Origin of the sequence: Alteribacillus iranensis, assembly GCF_900113025.1 — a bacterium.
Lineage (GTDB): Bacteria > Bacillota > Bacilli > Bacillales > Marinococcaceae > Alteribacillus_A > Alteribacillus_A iranensis.
This window is the reverse complement of record NZ_FONT01000003.1, coordinates 30871-51080: the sequence shown is the minus strand read 5'-3', so window position 1 is coordinate 51080 and position 20210 is coordinate 30871. Positions and strand designations below refer to the sequence as shown.

At 41.4% G+C, this 20210-nt stretch carries 17 protein-coding genes; all 17 read right to left on the bottom strand.

The window, feature by feature from the left end; all coding sequences use genetic code 11:
- Positions 1-36 precede the first annotated feature (36 nt).
- The 17 genes from ytaF to BM095_RS07885 all read right to left on the bottom strand — a co-directional run bounded on the left by ytaF (position 37) and on the right by BM095_RS07885 (position 20149).
- Positions 37-663 carry a sporulation membrane protein YtaF gene (gene ytaF / locus BM095_RS07965; protein WP_091660943.1) on the bottom strand — a complete coding sequence of 209 codons (627 nt, stop codon included), beginning with the start codon at positions 661-663 and terminating at the stop codon, positions 37-39.
- Between the two features lie 140 nt (positions 664-803).
- A complete protein-coding gene (gene mutM / locus BM095_RS07960; RefSeq protein ID WP_091659996.1) occupies positions 804-1640 on the bottom strand; it encodes a DNA-formamidopyrimidine glycosylase in 837 nt (278 codons plus the stop codon).
- A 14-nt stretch (positions 1641-1654) separates the two neighbouring features.
- Positions 1655-4279, bottom strand: a complete 2625-nt coding sequence (gene polA / locus BM095_RS07955) for a DNA polymerase I (protein WP_091659993.1) — start codon at positions 4277-4279, stop codon at positions 1655-1657.
- A 237-nt stretch (positions 4280-4516) separates the two neighbouring features.
- A complete protein-coding gene (gene hflC / locus BM095_RS07950) occupies positions 4517-5455 on the bottom strand; it encodes a protease modulator HflC (RefSeq protein WP_091659991.1) in 939 nt (312 codons plus the stop codon).
- A complete protein-coding gene (hflK, locus tag BM095_RS07945; RefSeq protein WP_177194776.1) occupies positions 5445-6458 on the bottom strand; it encodes an FtsH protease activity modulator HflK in 1014 nt (337 codons plus the stop codon). The genes hflC and hflK overlap by 11 nt, the downstream gene beginning before the upstream one ends.
- Positions 6459-6515: 57 nt before the next feature.
- On the bottom strand, positions 6516-8261 hold the full coding sequence (gene pnpS / locus BM095_RS07940; protein ID WP_091659985.1) for a two-component system histidine kinase PnpS: 1746 nt from the start codon (positions 8259-8261) through the stop codon (positions 6516-6518).
- Positions 8258-8971, bottom strand: coding sequence for a response regulator transcription factor (locus tag BM095_RS07935; RefSeq protein WP_091660941.1), 714 nt, complete (start codon positions 8969-8971; stop codon positions 8258-8260). Before BM095_RS07935 ends, pnpS begins: the two co-directional genes overlap by 4 nt.
- Positions 8972-9283: 312 nt before the next feature.
- Positions 9284-10228 carry a malate dehydrogenase gene (gene mdh, locus BM095_RS07930; protein WP_091659982.1) on the bottom strand — a complete coding sequence of 315 codons (945 nt, stop codon included), beginning with the start codon at positions 10226-10228 and terminating at the stop codon, positions 9284-9286.
- 23 nt (positions 10229-10251) lie between these two features.
- Positions 10252-11565 (bottom strand): NADP-dependent isocitrate dehydrogenase, encoded by a 1314-nt coding sequence (gene icd / locus BM095_RS07925; protein WP_281243881.1) that lies wholly within the window; start codon positions 11563-11565, stop codon positions 10252-10254.
- A 69-nt stretch (positions 11566-11634) separates the two neighbouring features.
- Positions 11635-12753, bottom strand: a complete 1119-nt coding sequence (gene citZ / locus BM095_RS07920) for a citrate synthase (RefSeq protein WP_091659977.1) — start codon at positions 12751-12753, stop codon at positions 11635-11637.
- Positions 12754-13020: 267 nt separating this feature from the next.
- The gene (locus BM095_RS07915) at positions 13021-13494 is read right to left on the bottom strand and encodes a DUF441 domain-containing protein (RefSeq protein WP_091659974.1); all 474 of its coding nucleotides are present in this window, start codon (positions 13492-13494) and stop codon (positions 13021-13023) included.
- An 84-nt stretch (positions 13495-13578) separates the two neighbouring features.
- Positions 13579-13974, bottom strand: coding sequence for an FxsA family protein (locus BM095_RS07910; protein WP_091659971.1), 396 nt, complete (start codon positions 13972-13974; stop codon positions 13579-13581).
- A gap of 142 nt (positions 13975-14116) precedes the next feature.
- Positions 14117-15874, bottom strand: coding sequence for a pyruvate kinase (gene pyk, locus BM095_RS07905; protein ID WP_091659969.1), 1758 nt, complete (start codon positions 15872-15874; stop codon positions 14117-14119).
- A gap of 64 nt (positions 15875-15938) precedes the next feature.
- Positions 15939-16898, bottom strand: a complete 960-nt coding sequence (gene pfkA / locus BM095_RS07900) for a 6-phosphofructokinase (protein WP_091659966.1) — start codon at positions 16896-16898, stop codon at positions 15939-15941.
- A 55-nt stretch (positions 16899-16953) separates the two neighbouring features.
- The gene (gene accA, locus BM095_RS07895) at positions 16954-17937 is read right to left on the bottom strand and encodes an acetyl-CoA carboxylase carboxyl transferase subunit alpha (RefSeq protein WP_091659964.1); all 984 of its coding nucleotides are present in this window, start codon (positions 17935-17937) and stop codon (positions 16954-16956) included.
- 7 nt (positions 17938-17944) lie between these two features.
- Positions 17945-18808, bottom strand: a complete 864-nt coding sequence (gene accD / locus BM095_RS07890) for an acetyl-CoA carboxylase, carboxyltransferase subunit beta (protein WP_091659961.1) — start codon at positions 18806-18808, stop codon at positions 17945-17947.
- A 105-nt stretch (positions 18809-18913) separates the two neighbouring features.
- Entirely contained in the window at positions 18914-20149 is a 1236-nt protein-coding gene (locus BM095_RS07885) for an NAD(P)-dependent malic enzyme (RefSeq protein ID WP_091659959.1), read from the bottom strand.
- Positions 20150-20210: the final 61 nt, after the last annotated feature.

Below are 20210 nucleotides of genomic sequence, written 5' to 3'. Positions count from 1 at the left end.
TTCTTAAAAAGAGGATAGGGCACGCTGCAGGCTTTATTACAAATTCCATATCCCTAAAGCAATGAGCAGCACACCCGGGAGGATAGATACTTTTTGAATGATGGCAAATTGTGACAGTTTTTGACCACCTTTCATGCCGCCTGCTAAAAATACGGCACACATTACCGCCACAGTACCTGCTAAAAGCCACGTCGATAAACCGATTAAAGCAGCTCCAATACCGGCTCCCAATGCATCAAGAGACAACGCTGTACCAAGTAGAATTGCTTCCTTAGTGGAAATAGTGCCCGATTTGTCTACATCAGCATTGTCAGGTTTTTTTAAAATAGAGATTAATTGAGCTGGCAGCCCTTTTTTTGTGTTCGATTCTGTTACATCTACCTCTTTTTTATTTTCCGTCAGTGTATTAATGAGTGTCCATAAGCCAATGCCTATCAGTAATATGCCACCAATCATTTCTGTAACCATCGCTGGTACATATTCCACCATAAGTACAGCGGCAGCTCCTCCAATTACAACAGATACCGCTGAACAGAGACTAATAAAAATCAGAGAAACCACAGATAGTTCGAGTCCACGTATCCCATAAGCAAGCCCAGTCCCAAAGCTGTCAATACTAACTGCAAACGCTAATAAAAACAGAGTGAATAACGAAGCTGTCATAGGAGATAGCTCCTCCCCGCTAATGCCTTCATCTGCGATAGTATATGGGAGGACCTTATACAGTGTTACCCTGCCTTTTGCGAACAAAAAATAAGATGATCCCCTCACCACCTTCTGTCACATGGAGGGGATCACAGACGTCACAGATAAGATACAGGCTGACAAGTTGGACAATAACGTGTACCTCGGCCCGCCGTGACGGTCTTCTCTATATCACTGCCGCATCGACGGCAAGGTTCTCCTTCACGTCCATAAACGGACAGTTCCAGTTGATAACTTCCTTTGTCACCTGCCCCGTTCACATATGAACGAACAGAACTTCCACCTTTGCTGATAGCTGCAGCAATGGTGTCTGTTATCTGTTTGCTTAACGATATTGTCTGATCTTTATCCAGTGTTGAGGCTCTTATATCAGGTCTTATACCCGCTTTAAACAAAGCCTCGTCCACATAAATATTTCCTAGACCTGCTATCACGCATTGGTCTAATAAGACAGCTTTAATATTTCGAGTCGTCTTCTGAAAAACGCCGTATAAATATTCAGGAGTGAACGATGCATCTCCCACAGGTTCAGGTCCTAATTGTTTAAGGGGAAGAGATTTCATCTCCTCTCCTTTTTCGAATAAATGCATCGTTCCAAACTTCCTAACATCCCGGTATCGTAATTCTGTATCATCTTCAAAAAAGAAGCGAACGTGGGTATGCTTATCAGGCGGTTCTTCTTTTACTACTTCATATTTGCCTTCCATCCGTAAATGAGAAACAAGACTATAGTCATTCAAATAAAAAATTAAAAACTTTCCTCGTCTCCCTATCTTCTGGATGACTTGGCCGCCAAGCAACAGACAAAACATTTCCGTATCATCTGGCTTCTTGATGATTTTTGGCCAAGAGACTAACACTTTCTCCAGCCGTTTACCAATGACCATTTCCTCAAGTGTTTTGCGTACAGTTTCAACCTCCGGAAGTTCCGGCATTTCTCCTTCTCTCCTTACTTTGCATCATACCAAGTTGGACCATAAGCTACGTCTGCTTTTAATGGTACCTCTAAATCGATTGTTTGCTCCATGACTTCTGGGACGAGTTTCTTCATTTCTTCTGTTTCTGACTCAGGTACCTCGAATATTAATTCGTCATGTACCTGAAGCAAAAGCCGGCTCATCAAGGATTTTTCATCTAACGCTTTACTGATGTCAACCATAGCTTTTTTTATAATATCTGCGGCTGTCCCTTGGATAGGAGTATTCATAGCCGTTCTCTCCGCAAAAGAACGCCGGTTAAAGTTTTTACTTGTAATTTCCGGCAAATACCTTCTTCGATGTAAAAGAGTGGTGACATACCCCTTTTCTCTCGCTTCCTCTTTAATAGTATCCATATACTCTCTCACTTTCGGATAACTATCTAAATATTTATCAATAAACTCTTGGGCCTCTTTACGAGTAATTCCGAGACTTTGGGATAAACCATAATCGGATATACCGTACACAATTCCAAAATTAACAGCTTTTGCGCTTCTTCTCATGTTATCTGTCACTTCATCTTCACTGACATGGAAAACATCCATAGCCGTTTTCGTATGAACGTCCATGTTCTTTCGAAACGCCTCACGTAACCCCTCATCTCCTGAAATGTGGGCAAGGACACGTAGTTCTATTTGCGAATAATCTGCCGATACGATAGACCATCCTTCTTCAGAGGGAATAAACGCTTTACGTATTCGTCTACCTTCCTCCAAGCGAATAGGGATGTTTTGTAAATTTGGTTCAGTCGAACTTAATCGTCCGGTTTGAGTAATCGCTTGATTAAACATCGTGTGTATTTTGTTCGTGTCTTTGTGGATCACTTTCAGCAGGCCTTCAATATAAGTTGACTTTAACTTCGATACTTGTCTGTATAAGAGAAGTTTAGGAATAATGTCGTGAGTGCCTTCCAGCTTCTCTAAGACGTCTGCTGCTGTGGAGTACCCTGTTTTCGTTTTTTTGATCACTGGTAAGTTTAATTTCTCAAATAAAATAGGACCCAACTGTTTTGGTGAGTTGATATTAAACGTTGTCCCGGCTAAGTCGTAGATCTCTTTTTCCAGTGTTTCTAATTTCTCATCTAGTTCTTTCCCCATTTGGTTCAATTGTTCTTCGTCCACGTATACCCCTGTCGTTTCCATTTTCCCTAAAATTAAGGAGAGGGGCATTTCTAATTCTGTGAAAAGTTGGAACTGATCATTTTCAATTAATTGATCTTCTAATGACTGTTTCAACTTGTATATCGCCTCTGCCTTTCTGACAAGGTGTTCTGAAAGTACTTCTTCAGAAGGACGGTGTCTTTTTGCCCCTTTCCCATAAACCGCGTCATCCGTGTGAACCAATTGTTCTCCTTGGCGTGTAACGATATCTGCTACTTCATGGGAAGATAAAGATGGATCTATTAAATAAGAGGCGATAAGCATGTCGTGAATGACACCGTTAATATCTACTCCCTGCCATCCTAAGGCAACGACGCCACGCTTTGTATCGAACATGTATTTCTCTTTTGTTTCATCTTTTGCCCATTCATGAAAAACTTCAGAGCGTAATGCAGTTTCTGAGGTCATGTAATATCGTCCCTGGTTGTTAACGATCGCAATACCCCAGATCGACGCTTGATGATAATTCTCTTCTGGAACTTCTACTACAAGAGAAGAAGGACTCTGGAGCATGTCCTCAGTCACCGTATCTACAACTTCAAATTCAATGTCCTCCAGTTTTTGTTTTGTTTCTTCTCCGTGATCGAATCGATTCATTAGAGATTGAAATTCAAGCTCTTTAAAGAGAGAGGTTATTTTTTCCGTGTCGTATTCTTTTGTCGTTACGTTCTCAAGTTTTGTATCTATGGGCACCTCTCTATAGATAACAGCTAAATCTTTGCTCATTAATGCCTGCTGCTTATGTTCTTCAAGGCGCTCCTTCATTTTTTTACCAGAAATCTGATCGATAGATTCTAACACTTTTTCTACCGTTCCATATTCTTTCAGCAGCTTTAAAGCCGTTTTTTCCCCGACCCCGGGAACTCCAGGTATATTATCTGAGCTGTCTCCCATTAGTCCTTTCATATCTACTATTTGTTCGGGAGTAATGCCATACCTGTCCTCTATTTCCTTTTTTCCGTATGCTTCTACATTGGTTATTCCTTTTTTTGTAAGAACAACAGTCGTTTTGTCAGAAACGAGCTGGAGCAAATCCTTGTCACCGGTATATACTTTAATTTCCATGTTTTCTTTCTCTGCCTGTTGCGACAAGGTACCAATAATATCATCCGCTTCATAATTTGGCAGCTCCGTGTGAGTAATTTCAAAAGCATCAAGAATTTCCCTTATTAAAGGAAGCTGCTCCGATAATTCTGTAGGAGTTTTTTGGCGTCCTGATTTGTATTCGTCATAAGTCTCATGGCGGAAAGTGGTTTTCCCTGCATCAAAAGCAACTAAAATGTGACTAGGTTTCTCTTCTTCTAATACTTTTAATAACATGGTAGTAAAGCCATATACCGCATTTGTATATACACCTTTATCATTATTCAACAGCGGTAAAGCAAAAAACGCACGATAAGCAATACTGTTACCATCAATTAATACAAGCTTGCTCAATGAGAAAGCCCCTCTCTGTCCGAATTATTATCCTGTATCATTTTATCATACCCAGCCATCTCTAGCAGATGTGAAAAAGTCAGTTCCCGAGCACACATTGCATCACAACTAAGAAATTGGGTGGCGAAAACGCCAAAAAGTATACATCTCGTACCTTTTAAAAAAGAAATGCCCTACTACTCCAAGCATGGAGCGTCAGGCATTCCTTTTTACGTAAATTTAAGCCGTTGTTTCTAATTAATCAACATATCCCATTAAAATGCGGGCATATGGAGAATCAGATGGCAGAACAATAACCGTTTCGTCATTAATCGTAGTTTCATACGTCTGCAACGTCTTGTACAGTTCGTAGAACTCCGGATCACGGCTAAATGCATCATTATATATTTCTGCTGCTTCTGCTTCTCCTTCCCCGATAATTTCTTCTGCATCCGCTCTTGCTGTCGAAAGCACTTCAGTTACTTCTCTGTCTGTATTCGCACGAATTCGATTTGCCTCCGCGTCCCCTTCTGACAAATATTCTTGTGCCGTAGATTCACGTTCAGAGATCATCCGGCGGTATACTGCCTTCTCGTTATCTTCCGGTAAATCCGTTCTTTTCATACGAACATCCGTTAATTCGATTCCGTAATTACCCTCTACTAACAACTCATTCACTCGTTCTGTCACCATTTGGTTAACATCTCCGCGAGCAGAGTCTTCTTCATTAATAATTTGTTCGAACTCCATTTGACCTAGTTCTGAACGAATCACGGAGTTAATAAAATTGGCCATAATTGATTCTGCATTCTCAATCGTTCTTGCATTCGATATCATCGCATGTGGATCTGCGACTCTCCAAACAGCATAATTATCAATGAGTACTCTCTTTTTATCGAGTGTATTAATCTCCGCTGATGTGATATCGTAGTTCATTTGATACTTAGGAAGAGACATCACTTGCTGAATGAATGGAATCTTCATGTTTAATCCTGGCTCATCTTCAATTCTTACTACTTCCCCAAATTGGGTAACCACTTTGTATTCCCCTTGCTTCACAATAAATATATTCATTAATAAAGCAATAACTAGAAACAGTAAGACAGCGATAATAATACCAGTACGAATCCATTTTGCCCAGTAGCCTACCGATTTTTTGTTTTTCATGTCAAACACGTTATTATTATCATCGGCCATCCGTTTCGCCCCCTTCTCCGCCTTCACCGTTGTCGGAATTAGAGTTTTCTGTTGAGTCTTCGATAGCGGCCTCGCCTCGCTGCCTGTCTAATGGGCGAATCGGTAAATAATTTACCGTGTCTTGCTGACTGTCAATAATATACAATTCAGTATCAGGTAATACATCTTGAAGAGTTTCTAATACAAGGCGTTCTCTTGTAACCTCGGGCTCGTTTACATACTCATCATATAAAGCCGTAAAACGGGAAGCTTCACCACGAGCCGTTTCAACTCTTTCTGCTCTCTGTCCTTCTGCTCTTGAAATGACGGCGTCTTTCTCACCTTCCGCTTCATTCATTTGCTGATTTCTGTACTTTTGGGCTTCATTAATCTTTGTCAATCTTTCCTCACGCGCATCTGTTACAGCTGTAAATGCTTGTCTCACCTCTTCGGTAGGAAGCTCAACGTTTTGAAGCTTAACATCTAATACGGTAACACCTATTTCATACTGTTCCAAAAGAGCAGTGAGTGTCTCTAACACTGTACCTTCAATTTCAGCTCTTTGATCTGTCAGAACATCATCCACCTCAGAATTACCTATGACGCCGCGAAGAGAAGCAGAAGATGCTTGGTATAGTATGTTTTCCGGATCATCGGCATTAAATAAGTATTGCTCTGGGTTCGTAATTCTCCATTGGACCACGAGATCAACGAATAAAATATTTTCATCACCGGTAATCATTTTCGCTTCATCATTATACTCTGTGACTTCTCCGTCTTCGGTCGTTTCATAGCCCACTCGTAAACTATTAGTAGATACCGGCAGTACTTCCGCCGTTTGAATTGGCCATGGCAGCTTAAATTTTAGACCTGGTTCTGTGATTGTCTCATCTACACGCCCAAACGTTATCAAAGCAGCTTGTTCTGACTCGTCTACCGTATACCAGCCCGTTACTAAAAATAACGTTAAAATGGCAATCCCGATTAATGAGAAAAAACCAAGAATTATTTGTTTTATACTTATCAAAAGCTTGTCCTCCTCTATCCTCTATTTACTGCTTATCCTGCTTCTCTTCTTGCTTTAATCTTTCGTTTCTACATAGATAGGAAAAGTGAGTATAAACGTTGTTCCTTCCCCTTCTTCACTTTCCAGTTGAATGACCCCATCGTGAGCTTCTGTTAGGTGCTTGACGATAGCGAGCCCTAACCCGGTCCCGCCCGAGTTCCGGCTTCTATCCTTATTGACACGGTAAAATCTTTCAAAGATACGTGGAAGCTCACTTTCAGGAATTCCAATTCCTGTGTCTTGAACAGTGAGAACCGCTTCATTTGCCTGTTTGCTAATCTCTAATTTTACTACTCCTCCCTCTGGAGTATAAACGATTGCATTGTTTATGAGATTAATAAGTATTTGCTTCAACCGTGCATTATCTCCAATGATATGAACGGTATTTTTCGTGTCGATTTGTAAAGCAATGTTTTTTTCTTCTGCTTTTGGTTGCAGAAGCTCAGTTGTCTCCTTCGCAATGTGGGAAAGGTTAATAACTTGTCTGTTCAGGTGAAAGTGCTGTTGTTCTATTTTTGAGAGCTCAAGCAAATCATGGATCAAATGCTGAAGACGATCACTTTCTTTCCAAATAATTTCAAGAAATTGAGCACTTGCTTTTTCATCCTTCATTGCGCCACCAAGCAAAGTTTCAGCAAATCCTTTTAAAGAAGTAACCGGTGTCTTCAATTCATGAGAAACATTCGCAACAAAATCTTTACGTACTTGCTCTAGATTTTTCAACTCCGTAATATCATGAAAAACTAGCACGATGCCCCTTAGCTTATCATTTCTTCCTAAAATCGGAGCACCATATATTTCATAATGATCCACCGACGACTGGTGCGTGAGCTGTATCTGAGAACGTACTTTGTTTTCAGTTAAAAATATCTCTTGAATCAACTGTATTATTGCTTTATCTTCCATCACTTCATGATACAAATGACCGATCCACTTGTCCGTGTCTGTGTTAAAAATATCTTTGCAATATTGGTTAATTAAAGAAATGTCCCCTCGATTGTCGATGAAAATTAATCCGCTTCCCATGTGATCAATTAAAGCCTCTAACCTCTCATGTTGTGTATTATATTCACTCGTTACTTTCCCTAAATTATAAGCCAATTGGTTAATTGACCATGTTAGCTGACCGATTTCATCTTTGCTGCTCTCTTCTGCGCGAGCACTGAAATTTCCATTAGCTAATTCTTGAGCCACTTCTTTGACTTGTTCAATCGGATATGTGAGTTGGTTGGCAATTCGATAGCTTAGCGTAGTGATCAGAATAAAGGCGAGCGAAAAACTGACACCCAAGAAAGACCATATTTTTCGATTAACTTCATTGATCCTTTCCATAGGTAAAGACAATCTTAGGTAGCCTTCTTCCCCTTCTCCGTACTCAAAGGGATAGGCGTAAAAAAGAAAGTCATCCCCGGAACTTGGATGATACCGTATAATAGAGCCATTCTCCACCTCTGGGAGGTCTTCAAAACTAGATTGCCTGAACTCATCGGAAGTTTCTGTTACGATATCTCCGGTGCTATTAATAACAGCTGCATGGACATCTAAAGTATTGCTTAAACGATGGGCAACACTTTCCCAATTATCTTCACTCTCGGTTTCAAGCATAACCGCACCTAGAGCTGCTTCTTTTCCAATACGCTGCTCTAATTCTTCACTATAAAACCCTTTTAGCAGCTGTCCAATCACAATCCCTAAGGAGGCTAGCACAAAAAAAACCGAGATAAGTATGCCAAATATAAGGCGGGTTCGGAACTTCATCATACGGAGCGTGGTTCCTCAAATTTATATCCCAATCCCCTGACTGTTTTTATATAGGTCGGCTTTTTTGTATTAGGCTCAATTTTCTCACGCAGATGGCTAATATGTACATCCACAATCCGTGTATCTCCTACAAATTCGTAATTCCATACCGCGTTTAGCAACTGATCTCTTCGCAGTACTTTCCCTTCATTGTTCGTTAAATATAATAGCAGTTCAAACTGTTTAGGGGTTAATTCTATCAAGTCTCCATTTATGTATGCTTCATAACTTTCCGGATAAATGGTAAGGTGTCCAATCGAGATTTTTTCTGTATTTTTTTCTTCGGGCACCGGTCTGACTTCATAATCAACACGTCTCAAAATAGCTCTTACCCTTGCTGTTAGTTCTCTTGGACTGAACGGTTTTGTCATATAATCATCAGCCCCTAGTTCAAGACCAAGTACTTTGTCGAACTCTTCATCTTTTGCGGTAAGCATAAGAATCGGTGTTTTCAATTGTTCTTCACGTATTTGCCTGCAAACTTCTAACCCATCCATTTCTGGAAGCATGAGATCTAGGACCACTAAATCGTAATTATTTAATTTAATCAGTTGTATTGCCTCATGCCCATCTGAGGCATTATCGACTTGGAAGCCAGCTTGTTCCAAGTTGTATGTAATCAACGTTACGATTGACTCCTCATCGTCTACAACTAGTACCTTTTGCGGCATACTCATCCAATCCTCCATCCTAAACCTAGAACAAAATGCTGTCCTATCCTTTTCATGTCTTATTATAACATGACTCACCCTTTTTACTTTAGTGAAAAATAAAGAAAGGATAGAAGATCAGAAGTCTTCTTTACGTTGTAAAACGTATTTCCTTTACAAATATCAGGTTACAATATCCAAAATAGAAGCGCTCCCTCTCATTTACTGGTTTTGGAAGATCCTAATGCGACAGTATTTAATACAGGTTGTATTAAGAATAGATATAAAAAAAGACAGCCGTCTGTTCACAAAGAACAATCGGCTGTCTTTTCTTTAATCTTGTGGGAGGGCCTGCATAACACTGCGAACAGAGTTAACAGATTTAGCAAATGATTCTTTTTCATCGTCAGTGAGATCTAACTCAATGATTTTTTCAATGCCATCGCCACCTAATACTGTAGGGACGCCAACATAAATATCTTCATACCCATATTCTCCTTCTAACAGGGCGATGGTGGGCAACACTCGCTTCTTATCTTTTAAAATTGCCTCTGTCATCTGAGTTAGTGAAGCGGCAGGAGCATAGTATGCACTTCCATTTCCAAGAAGCTGTACAATTTCTCCTCCGCCTTTTCTTGTGCGTTCGACAATGGCATCAATTCGATCCTGAGACATTAGCTTCGTTAATGGTACACCACCGACATTTGAATAGCGGATAAGTGGTACCATATCGTCCCCATGTCCTCCAAGCACAAAGCCTTGTACATCTTCGACAGAAAGATTTAATTCTTTGGCTATAAAGGTACGGAAACGAGAAGTATCCAACACTCCTGATTGTCCAATTACACGATTTTTAGGAAATCCTGATTCTTTGTAAACAGCATATGTCATGGCATCGGCCGGGTTTGTGAGCACAATAATATAACAGTCCGGAGAATACTTCACAATCTGTTGGGTGACAGATTTCATAATCTTCGCATTGGTGTTCACGAGATCATCGCGGCTCATTCCTGGCTTTCTGGCAATACCAGCCGTGATAATGACTACATCCGACCCGGCAGTATCTTCATAGTTAGCTGTGCCAGTTACATTGACGTCCGAGCCTTCGACGGGCGTAGACTCAAGCATGTCGAGTGCTTTCCCTTTCGTTGGATCCTCCATATCAGGGATATCCACAAGCACCACATCCCCAAGTTCCTTTTGAGCTGTCATTAGTGCTGTAGTAGCGCCTGTAAAACCGCTGCCAATGATAGATATCTTCCTACGTGTAATTGCCATGTCTATACCCTCCTCATTCTTGCTTACATATTTTTGATAAGCTCATCACCAAACTCGGAACATTTCACTTCTGTTGCACCATCCATTAAACGCGCAAAGTCATAAGTAACTACTTTACTTCCGATTGTCTTATCCATAGAAGCAAGAATAAGATCTGCTGCTTCGTTCCAACCCAAGTGTCTTAACATCAATTCACCGGACAAGATGACAGAGGAAGGGTTTACTTTATCCAACCCGGCATACTTTGGAGCAGTTCCGTGAGTAGCCTCAAAAATCGCGTGACCCGTTTCATAGTTGATGTTTGCTCCCGGAGCAATCCCGATTCCGCCTACTTGAGCTGCGAGCGCATCAGAAATATAGTCACCATTCAAGTTCATAGTTGCTACTACATCAAACTCTTTTGGACGGGTTAAAATCTGTTGTAAGAAAATGTCTGCGATAGCATCTTTAATGATAAGCTTCCCTGCTTCTTCAGCTTTTTGCTGCGCTGCATTTGCCGCGTCTCTTCCTTCTTTTTCTGCAATCTCATCATATTCTCTCCACGTAAATACTTTATCACCGTATTCACGCTCAGCGAGGTCATAACCCCAAGCCTTGAAAGCTCCTTCTGTAAACTTCATAATGTTACCTTTATGAACGAGCGTTACACTTTTTTGCCCTTCTTGAAAAGCATAATCAATAGCGGCACGGACAAGGCGTTCTGTCCCTTCTTTTGAAACTGGTTTTACACCAATACCGGATGTTTCCGGAAAACGGATATTTTCGGATCCCATTTCATTCTGGATGAAGTTAATCACTTTTTTCGCTTCCTCTGTACCTTCCTGGAATTCAATCCCAGCGTAAATATCCTCAGTGTTTTCTCGGAATATAGCCATCTTGACGTCTTCCGGCTTTTTAACTGGGGAAGGAACTCCAGTGAAGTGACGTACCGGACGCAAGCACGTATAAAGATCCAACTTCTGACGCAACGCGACGTTCAGAGAACGGATACCTCCACCAATTGGAGTAGTTAAAGGACCTTTAATAGCAATTAAATATTCGCGAATCGCTTCTAATGATTCTTCTGGAAGCCACTCTCCCGTTTCATTATAAGCTTTTTCACCTACGAGAATTTCTTTCCATTGAATTTTCTTTTTACCGTTATATGCTTTTTCTACAGCAGCATCGAGTACTCTGCTAGCTGCAGCCCAAATGTCCGGTCCTGTTCCATCACCTTCGATAAAAGGGATAATAGGCATATCCGGAACGTTTAGAGCTCCATTGTTTGTTGTAATTTTTTCACCGTTTGCCATAGTAAAAACCTCCTGTATAGTAAAAAGTAATACCGTTTTTTCCATCTGTTATATATAAACAGATGTTGGAGCTAATGCTTGCAGAGAGGGCCCACAAAGTTATTGTTGCACTATTTAGGACCTTTCATCAAGAGGAACGTAATGTTGCTTGTCCGGCCCTACATATTCTGCACGTGGGCGGATGAGACGGTTATCACTGTATTGCTCGAGAATATGAGCCAGCCAACCTGAAACACGGCTCGTTGCAAAAATAGGGGTAAAAAGATCATGATCGATCCCGAGACTATGATATACAGAGGCAGAATAGAAATCAACATTTGGCGGAAGGCCTTTTTCTCCTGTAACCATGTCTTCAATTTTCACTGACATCTCGTACCACTTCGATTCACCGGTAATCTTAGTTAGTTTTCGAGACATTTCACGTAAGTGTTTCGCACGCGGGTCTCCTTTTTTGTATACGCGATGTCCAAATCCCATAATTTTTTCTTTATTATCGAGAGCTTTTCTAATGTATGGCTCTACGTTATCCACTTCGCCAATTTCAGATAGCATAGCCATTACTCGTTCATTCGCTCCACCGTGCAATGGACCTTTCAGAGCTCCAATTGCTGAAGTAATACCAGAATATACATCAGACAGAGTCGCTACACACACACGGGCCGTAAATGTAGAAGCGTTCAGCTCATGGTCTGCATGAAGTACGAGCGCTTTATTGAATGCAGTGATCGATGTTTCATCCGGTTCTTGCCCAGTTAACATATACAAGAAATTTGCTGCAAAGCTCAAATCTTTTTTCGGTGCCACTGGTTCCTCACCATTCCGGATTCGACTGAATCCAGTTACGATAGCAGGTATCCTAGCTTGAAGACGGACAGCTTTTCTTTTGTTCGCCTCTTCACTCATCTCATCTGCTTCATCATCGTATAGAGCGAGCTGTGATACGGCCGTCCTTAGTGCTGCCATAGGATGAACCTTATCTGTCGGATACGCTTTCATGTAATCAAAAATTTCTTTCGGTACATCCATATTGGCAGCCAAGTCTTTCGTTAATTCATCGAGTTCGCTTTTGTTCGGCAGCCGACCATTCCACAGTAAATAAATAACTTCTTCAAACGATGCATTTTCAGCTAAATCATCGATGTTATAGCCTTGATACGTCAATACATCATCGATAATAGAGCTGACACTGGAAGTTGTCGCTACTACACCCTCAAGACCGCGTGTTGTGCTCATAGCAATCTCTCCTTTACCTAATAATTAAAATTCATTTCTTCTCTCGCTAAACGGATATTTTAACTAGAACGAGTAGTCTGTTTCGGGCATAAAACCCCATCCGAATACGAGTATGTTACTTAACTAATCCAATGACTATGTAGGAAGGAAAATATTGAAGCCTTTTTCATTATAAACATTTTCAACAGTTTTGTGAACGATGAAAACTTATAAAAACGCTGGATGTAAAAAATGGCTGGACACGAAGCTTGTAAGGGATTACATTAATTATCCGCCTGAAGCTGAAAATAATTCCACCACTTTCATTACCGCATAAGCAATCCCTGCACCTATGAGTGGACCAACAGCTACTCCATTAAAGAAAGCAACGGCAAGAATTGTACCTATCACCAGAGCCGCAGTGATGTGAGGATCGCTTTGTAATAACTCCACTCCGCCTTTTGCAATTAAGGCTACTAATACACCGGATGCCAAGGCTATCCAAGCATAATATGACTTTAGGGCATCTTTTAGCTGAGTAAAGCCAATTTCCCCCGTAGCAATGGGAACCAATACAGCAACTGTCAAAATCGTGATCGCTATCGGTAATCCTTTCGCTTGCATAAAAGGGAAAACCTTGTCCCCCAGCCCAACCCATTTAACAAGTAAAAGTGCTAGCACCGCAATAATAAGCGAGGAATTTTTCCCAATAAAACCGATCACAAGCAATATCATTAAGAAAAGCGTTGCCTGCGATAACAATGATCGTTTCATCCTTCCCCATAGACTTTATATTCATCCTACCACAATATGACTGTATCTGTCATGTAACACATAAGACAGTGTTCACCTTCTATTGATAAATACAAACCTTCCGCTTTTTACCAATGTATCAAATAGCCTTTGTAATATCGCTTTAAAGAAACTTCGGCTATACGGAATTAACAAGAGAAAACCGATGGCATCAGTTATAAAACCAGGGGTTAATAATACGACACCTCCGACTAAAATGCAGATTCCATCTAATAAAAGACCGCTTGGGACTTCTCCATTTTGCATCCTTAGCTGTGCTGTCCGTATTGCTTGTGTTCCTTCTCTTTTTGCAAGCCAAGCGCCAAGCACACCGGTTATAATAATGAGTAATACAGTTGGCCAAACACCTATTAAATTCCCTGATAAAATAAGTATCCCAATCTCTAGGGCAGGAACAACTATTAATAATAAAACGATCCATTTACCCATGATTTGGCTTACCTCCAATCATAGAAATGTACTGCTTTCCTAACAACCATCTCTAACCAGTTTCCCGTTCTAACATCATTTTACGCCTTTCTGACATAGATTAGGAAACATAACGCCCTGGGATTAACCCAGAGCGCTGCTTTTATAGTACACTAGCGTGGCCTCGGTAAATATCTCCACGAGCCGCGTCCACGGTAATTTCTTCTCCATCTTTCAGCTTATCCATTGCTTGATTGACTCCAACTACCACAGGAATTCCTAGGTTCAAGCCTACGACTGCGGCGTGTGATGTGAGTCCTCCCTCTTCTGTTACGACGGCGGCTGCTTTTTCAAACGCTGGTACCATTTCTTTATCAGTACTGTATGTGACTAGTATTTTCCCTTCCTCCATCTTTTCCATAGCTTCTTGCGGATTCCGAGCTTTAATAACCTTTCCTAGCACTGTTTGACGGCCAATTCCTTGACCTTTACCAATTATTTCTCCAATTACGTGCACTTTCATAATATTGGTTGTTCCCGTTTCGCCTACAGGGACACCAGCTGTAATAACCACAAGATCTCCATGTTTTACGAGCCCTGCTTTTAATGAAGCACGCACGGTACTATCGAGCATTTCGTCTGTGCTTTTTGCTACGGAACCAAGAAGTGGAGTAACACCCCAGACTAAAGATAATCTTCTTTGAACTTTCTCGGTATTAGTTACAGCTATAATAGGAGATTCCGGACGGTATTTGGACACTACCTTTGCCGTGTAACCACTTTCCGTTCCCGTTAGTATAGCGGCAGCATCTAAATGAAAGGCCGTATGAGAAACCGACTGGCTTATTGAATTTGTGATAGAGCGCCGGCTCTCTTTCGTTCTTTGGGATAGTATTTCTTCATATTTAAGAGCAGTTTCCGCTTTTTTTGCTATGTTGCTCATCGTCTGTACTGACTCGACCGGATAATCACCTGCAGCGGTTTCCCCAGAAAGCATGATGGCATCTGTTCCATCGAATATGGCATTAGCAACATCACTTGCCTCTGCTCGAGTAGGGCGTGGATTCCATTGCATCGAATCCAACATTTGAGTAGCTGTGATAACCGGCTTTGCACGTGTGTTACATTTTTTAATAAGTTCTTTTTGAGCTAAAGGAACTTCTTCAGGAGGAATCTCTACTCCTAAATCACCGCGCGCTACCATCAATCCATCAGACACTTCTAATATATCATCAATATTATCAATGCCTTCCTGATTCTCAATCTTAGGTATAATTTGAATATCTTCTGCCTCATTAATTTCCAAAATTTCTCTGATTTCTAAAACGTCAGATGGGCGCCTTACAAAAGAAGCAGCGATGAAGTCAACTTCATTTTCTATTCCAAATTTAATATCATCCGCATCTTTCTCTGTAATTCCAGGCAAGTTGAGTTTAGTGTTTGGTATATTTACACCTTTTCTATTTTTAAGCTCCCCGTTATTCAAAACTTTTGTTCGCACATCCGAACCAACAATCTCGATTACTTCCAATTCAATCAGTCCATCATCTAAAAGTATCAATTTACCCGGCTCTAGGTCGTCAGCTAGATTTGAGTAAGTGACAGATATCTTCTCTTTCGTCCCTTCCACTTCTTCACTGGAAACTATGAGCTCTTGGCCTTTTTCCAGCTGAATGGATCCGTTTGTCATCTGATGTGTGCGAATTTCAGGACCTCTAGTATCAAGCAGGATACCGATGTTTTTTCCTGTCTCTTCGGCAATCTTACGTATCGAAATGATGCGCTCTCGATGCTCCTCGTGAGTCCCATGTGAAAAATTTAAGCGGGCAACATTCATACCAGATTCCATTAGTTCTTTTAGCACACCAGGAGATTCACTTGCGGGACCAATCGTACAGACAATTTTAGTTTTTCGTACCATACTGAATTCACTCCTGTATTATAGTAGTTCCTTTCCTCATCACAGTGACGGGAGGAAAGCGACGCTATATAGAAAGCTCCTGAGACAGCTTGTACATCATATCATTAAAGCGATGATTCCCAGAAAATACATAGGAAAAACTTGTCCGGGCCAATTCATTATTAAGAATCCCCTCCATTTGACCGCTAATCCCTTCTAATAATTGCTCGACAGCAGAACCACCCAATCTACTTGCAAGCACTCGATCAAAGGCCGTTGGCGATCCGCCGCGTTGAATGTGGCCAAGAACTGTCATGCGTGTCTCGATATTCATTTTTTCTTTTAGGAGACGTGCCATTTCGGGAGCCGTTCCCGCACCTTCGGCTATAATTATTATACTATGACGTTTACCTCTATCGCGCCCTCTATTTAAACGGTCGATAATATCCTGCATGTTGTACGAAGATTCAGGAACAATTATTGTTTCTGCCCCGGCAGCTACACCTGCCCAAAGCGCTAAGTCTCCCGATTCTCTCCCCATCACTTCAATCACATACGTACGGTCATGGGAAGTAGCCGTGTCACGAACCTTATCCACTGCCTGAACAACCGTATTCAATGCCGTATCAAAGCCAATTGTAAAATCGGTGCCAGCTACGTCATTGTCTATCGTTCCAGGTATGCCAGCAACAGGAAACCCCATGTTTTCCAACTTTTGTGCCCCGCGAAGCGATCCATCCCCCCCGATGACGATGAGCCCCTCTATACCGCGAGCTTTTAAATTTGATATCGCCTGCTGCTGCCCTTCAACTTCTTTAAATTCTTCACAGCGGGCAGTATATAGAATAGTTCCTCCCCGATGAATAATATCTCCTACATCACCGAGAGACATTTTTTGAATATCATCTTCTATTAATCCAGCAAAACCGTTTTTGACTCCAAAGACTTCGATGTCATGATAAATAGCTTTCCGTACTACCGCTCTGATAGCAGCATTCATTCCAGGTGAGTCCCCTCCACTTGTCAACAAAGCAATTTTTTTCATTATTTACCTCCGTTACATAGGTTAATGAAAAAATGCTTTCCGATATCAGAAAGCATTATTTATTCATATCTTCGGGGTTTTGAGACGCTGTTACCGCTCCGCCAATTCCTTTAAACTTCTCGTAACGATCCAATGTTAATTCTTCTTCACTTTTCTCGCTTAAGAAGGTTAAAGAGGTTAATAGCACCTCGTCTATATAAAGTGCCTGCTGAGAAAGATCCTTATGCGCCCCTCCTCTGACCTCTGGAATAATTTCATCGATAACGCCCAGCTCTTTTAAATCAGGGGCAGTAATCTTCATTGTCTCTGCTGCTTTTCTAGCATGACTTGCATCTTTCCACAATAAAGCAGCCGCGCCTTCAGGGGAAATAACGGAATAAGTAGAGTTTTCCAGCATGTGGATATGGTTGCCCATCCCAAGACCGAGTGCTCCGCCACTTCCCCCTTCACCTATGACAATACTAATTACTGGAGTACGCAAACCTGCCATCTCTATTAAATTACGGGCAATTGCCTCACTCTGCCCTCGTTCCTCAGCGGACTTCCCAGGATATGCTCCTTTTGTATCAATAAAACAAACGATGGGGCGGTGAAATTTCTCGGCTTGTTTCATTAATCTCAATGCTTTTCTGTATCCTTCTGGGTGGGGCATACCAAAATTTCGATGTATGTTCTCTTTTGTATCTCTGCCTCTTTGGTGGCCAATTACAGTTATTGGTTTACCTTTGTATTTCGCTATACCGCCTACGATTGCTGGGTCATCACCATATAACCGGTCTCCATGCATTTCTATAAAATCGGTAAATAAAAGGTCTATATAATTAAGGGTGGTCGGACGCTCATTATGTCTTGCGATCTGCACGCGCTGCCACGGAGTAAGGTGGGCGTATATGTCATCTTCCAATTGTTCCAGACGACCTTCTAGTTTGTTAATTTCCCCTTCAAGGTCCATCTCTTTTTCCTCTGCAAATGCTTTTAGTTCGGCAATTTTTTCACGAAGCTCAATCACCGGTTTTTCAAAAGGCAAATAATTAGGCAAAACTTTGTCACCTCTTTTTGTATCCATGAATGTCGAGTACAGCTGCTATCGTTTCTTTCATTTCCGCACGTGGAACTACACGATCCAGCTGGCCGTGCTTTAATAAAAACTCAGCAGTTTGAAAATCTTCCGGAAGCTCTTGGCGTATTGTCTGTTCTATGATGCGTCTGCCAGCAAATCCAATTAACGCACCTGGCTCAGCGAAATTGTAATCCCCTAAAGAAGCGAAGCTTGCAGACACTCCTCCTGTGGTCGGATGAGTCATAACCGATATATAAAGTAAGCCAGCTTCGTCCATTTTCTTCAAAGCAGCACTCGTTTTTGCCATTTGCATAAGACTAAGGACTCCTTCTTGCATCCTTGCCCCGCCTGACGCTGAAAACATAATAAACGGTCGTTTTTTTTCTAAAGCATGTTCAATAGCCCTTGTAATCTTCTCTCCAGCTGCTGTGCCCATGCTTCCCATCCGAAACCTTGCATCCATCACACCAAGAACGACCGGACTCCCGCCAATGTACCCTTCTCCAGTTACTACCGCTTCATTCAATTGTGTTTTCTCTCGGTCTTTTTCAAGTTTCTCCGGATAATCTGGAAACTGTAAAGGGTCTTGAGCGGTCAAATCTTTATCATACTCAACAAAGGAATCGTCATCACAAAGAGAGTCCATTCGCTCATAGGCTGTTAAATTCATATGGTGGTGACAATTGTTGCAAACCATCAGCTGCTTTTTTAACTCTTTTGTATATAAGATGGTTTTACACTCAGGACATTTTGTCATCACGCCCCCATCTCCATTGAAATTGGCAGGCTGCTGGCGTTCCGCTGGAATTGTCGCATATTTTCTTTTTTTACTAAAAAAATCTTTTAACACGAAAACACCTTCTTTGCTTCAGCTTTTCACACTCGCTCACTTGCAAAGAGAAGCGATCGACTCGAAGACGATCGCTTATCCCTTTGCAGTTATCTATCTAACCTTTTATTCCTTCCCAATGATAGACAAATGACGAGTTTTGTCCGCTACTTCCGCTGGGTCCACTTTCTTTCGGGCCACGCCACTGTCCATGGCTGCTTTTGCTACGGCAGAAGCTACCGCTGGTGCTACTCGCTCATCAAATGGAGCTGGAATAACATAGTCTGCATTCAATTCACTTTCATCAATCAGTTCAGCGATAGCATAAACAGCAGCTTTTTTCATTTCTTCATTAATATCCGTGGCACTTGTATCCAAGGCTCCACGGAAAACACCAGGAAATGCCAGAACGTTATTTACTTGGTTTGGAAAATCAGAACGTCCCGTACCAATTACTTTTGCTCCTGCTTCTTTTGCTTCGTCGGGCATAATTTCAGGGTCAGGGTTAGCCATAGCAAAAATAATAGGGTCCCGATTCATAGAAGCTACCATTTCTTTCGTCAACGCACCAGCAGCTGACACACCAATAAATACATCCACACCAGAAATGACATCTTCCAGCTGACCTTCTGCCTTGTGCTTGTTTGTCCGTTCCGCGATTGTCTCTTTCATACTATTCATCCCATGTGAGCGCCCTTCATAGATCGCTCCTTTTGAATCGCATAAAATAACATCGTTAACCCCAAGTTCTAATAATAACTTGATGATCGCAATTCCTGCCGATCCTGCACCGTTAATTACTACCTTTATATCAGAAATTTTCTTGTTATTTAATTTTAAGGCATTTATCAACCCTGCAGTGGTCACGATAGCTGTTCCATGTTGATCGTCATGGAAGACTGGAACACTTAGTTCTCTCTTTAACTTTTCTTCAATAACGAAGCAATCTGGAGCTGCAATGTCTTCTAAGTTAATACCTCCAAAAGAGGGTTCCATTGTTTTCACTGTCGCTACAAAGTGGTCGATATCTGTAGTATCTAAACAAACCGGAAATGCATCTACACCGGCGAATGATTTAAACAAAACAGCTTTTCCTTCCATAACTGGAAGGGAAGCTTCCGCGCCAATGTTTCCAAGACCTAAAACTGCTGTACCATTCGATACAACTCCGACCATGTTACCTTTCATTGTGTATTCAAATACTTTCTCTTTATCTTCGTGAATTTGCTTACATGGTTCCGCTACTCCCGGCGAGTATGCCAAGCTTAAATCCTGTGCATTTTTTACAGGAACTTTTGATTTCGATTCCAACTTCCCCTGGTTTTCTCTATGAATTCTCAAAGCATCTTCCTTGAGCGTCACAAATCTCCACTCTCCTTCAAAGAATTTCTATTTAGTTTATTTACTAGCTGTTACTAACTCC

Excerpts from the sequence above, each read along its gene's own strand:
- ytaF (WP_091660943.1), bottom strand. The coding sequence starts at position 663 with ATGACAGCTTCGTTATTCACTCTGTTTTTATTAGCGTTTGCAGTTAGT.
- mutM (WP_091659996.1), bottom strand. The coding sequence starts at position 1,640 with ATGCCGGAACTTCCGGAGGTTGAAACTGTACGCAAAACACTTGAGGAA.
- hflC (WP_091659991.1), bottom strand. The coding sequence starts at position 5,455 with ATGGCCGATGATAATAATAACGTGTTTGACATGAAAAACAAAAAATCG.
- pnpS (WP_091659985.1), bottom strand. The coding sequence starts at position 8,261 with ATGATGAAGTTCCGAACCCGCCTTATATTTGGCATACTTATCTCGGTT.
- BM095_RS07935 (WP_091660941.1), bottom strand. The coding sequence starts at position 8,971 with ATGCCGCAAAAGGTACTAGTTGTAGACGATGAGGAGTCAATCGTAACG.
- mdh (WP_091659982.1), bottom strand. The coding sequence starts at position 10,228 with ATGGCAATTACACGTAGGAAGATATCTATCATTGGCAGCGGTTTTACA.
- icd (WP_281243881.1), bottom strand. The coding sequence starts at position 11,565 with ATGGAAAAAACGGTATTACTTTTTACTATACAGGAGGTTTTTACTATG.
- citZ (WP_091659977.1), bottom strand. The coding sequence starts at position 12,753 with ATGAGCACAACACGCGGTCTTGAGGGTGTAGTAGCGACAACTTCCAGT.
- BM095_RS07910 (WP_091659971.1), bottom strand. The coding sequence starts at position 13,974 with ATGGGTAAATGGATCGTTTTATTATTAATAGTTGTTCCTGCCCTAGAG.
- pyk (WP_091659969.1), bottom strand. The coding sequence starts at position 15,874 with ATGGTACGAAAAACTAAAATTGTCTGTACGATTGGTCCCGCAAGTGAA.
- pfkA (WP_091659966.1), bottom strand. The coding sequence starts at position 16,898 with ATGAAAAAAATTGCTTTGTTGACAAGTGGAGGGGACTCACCTGGAATG.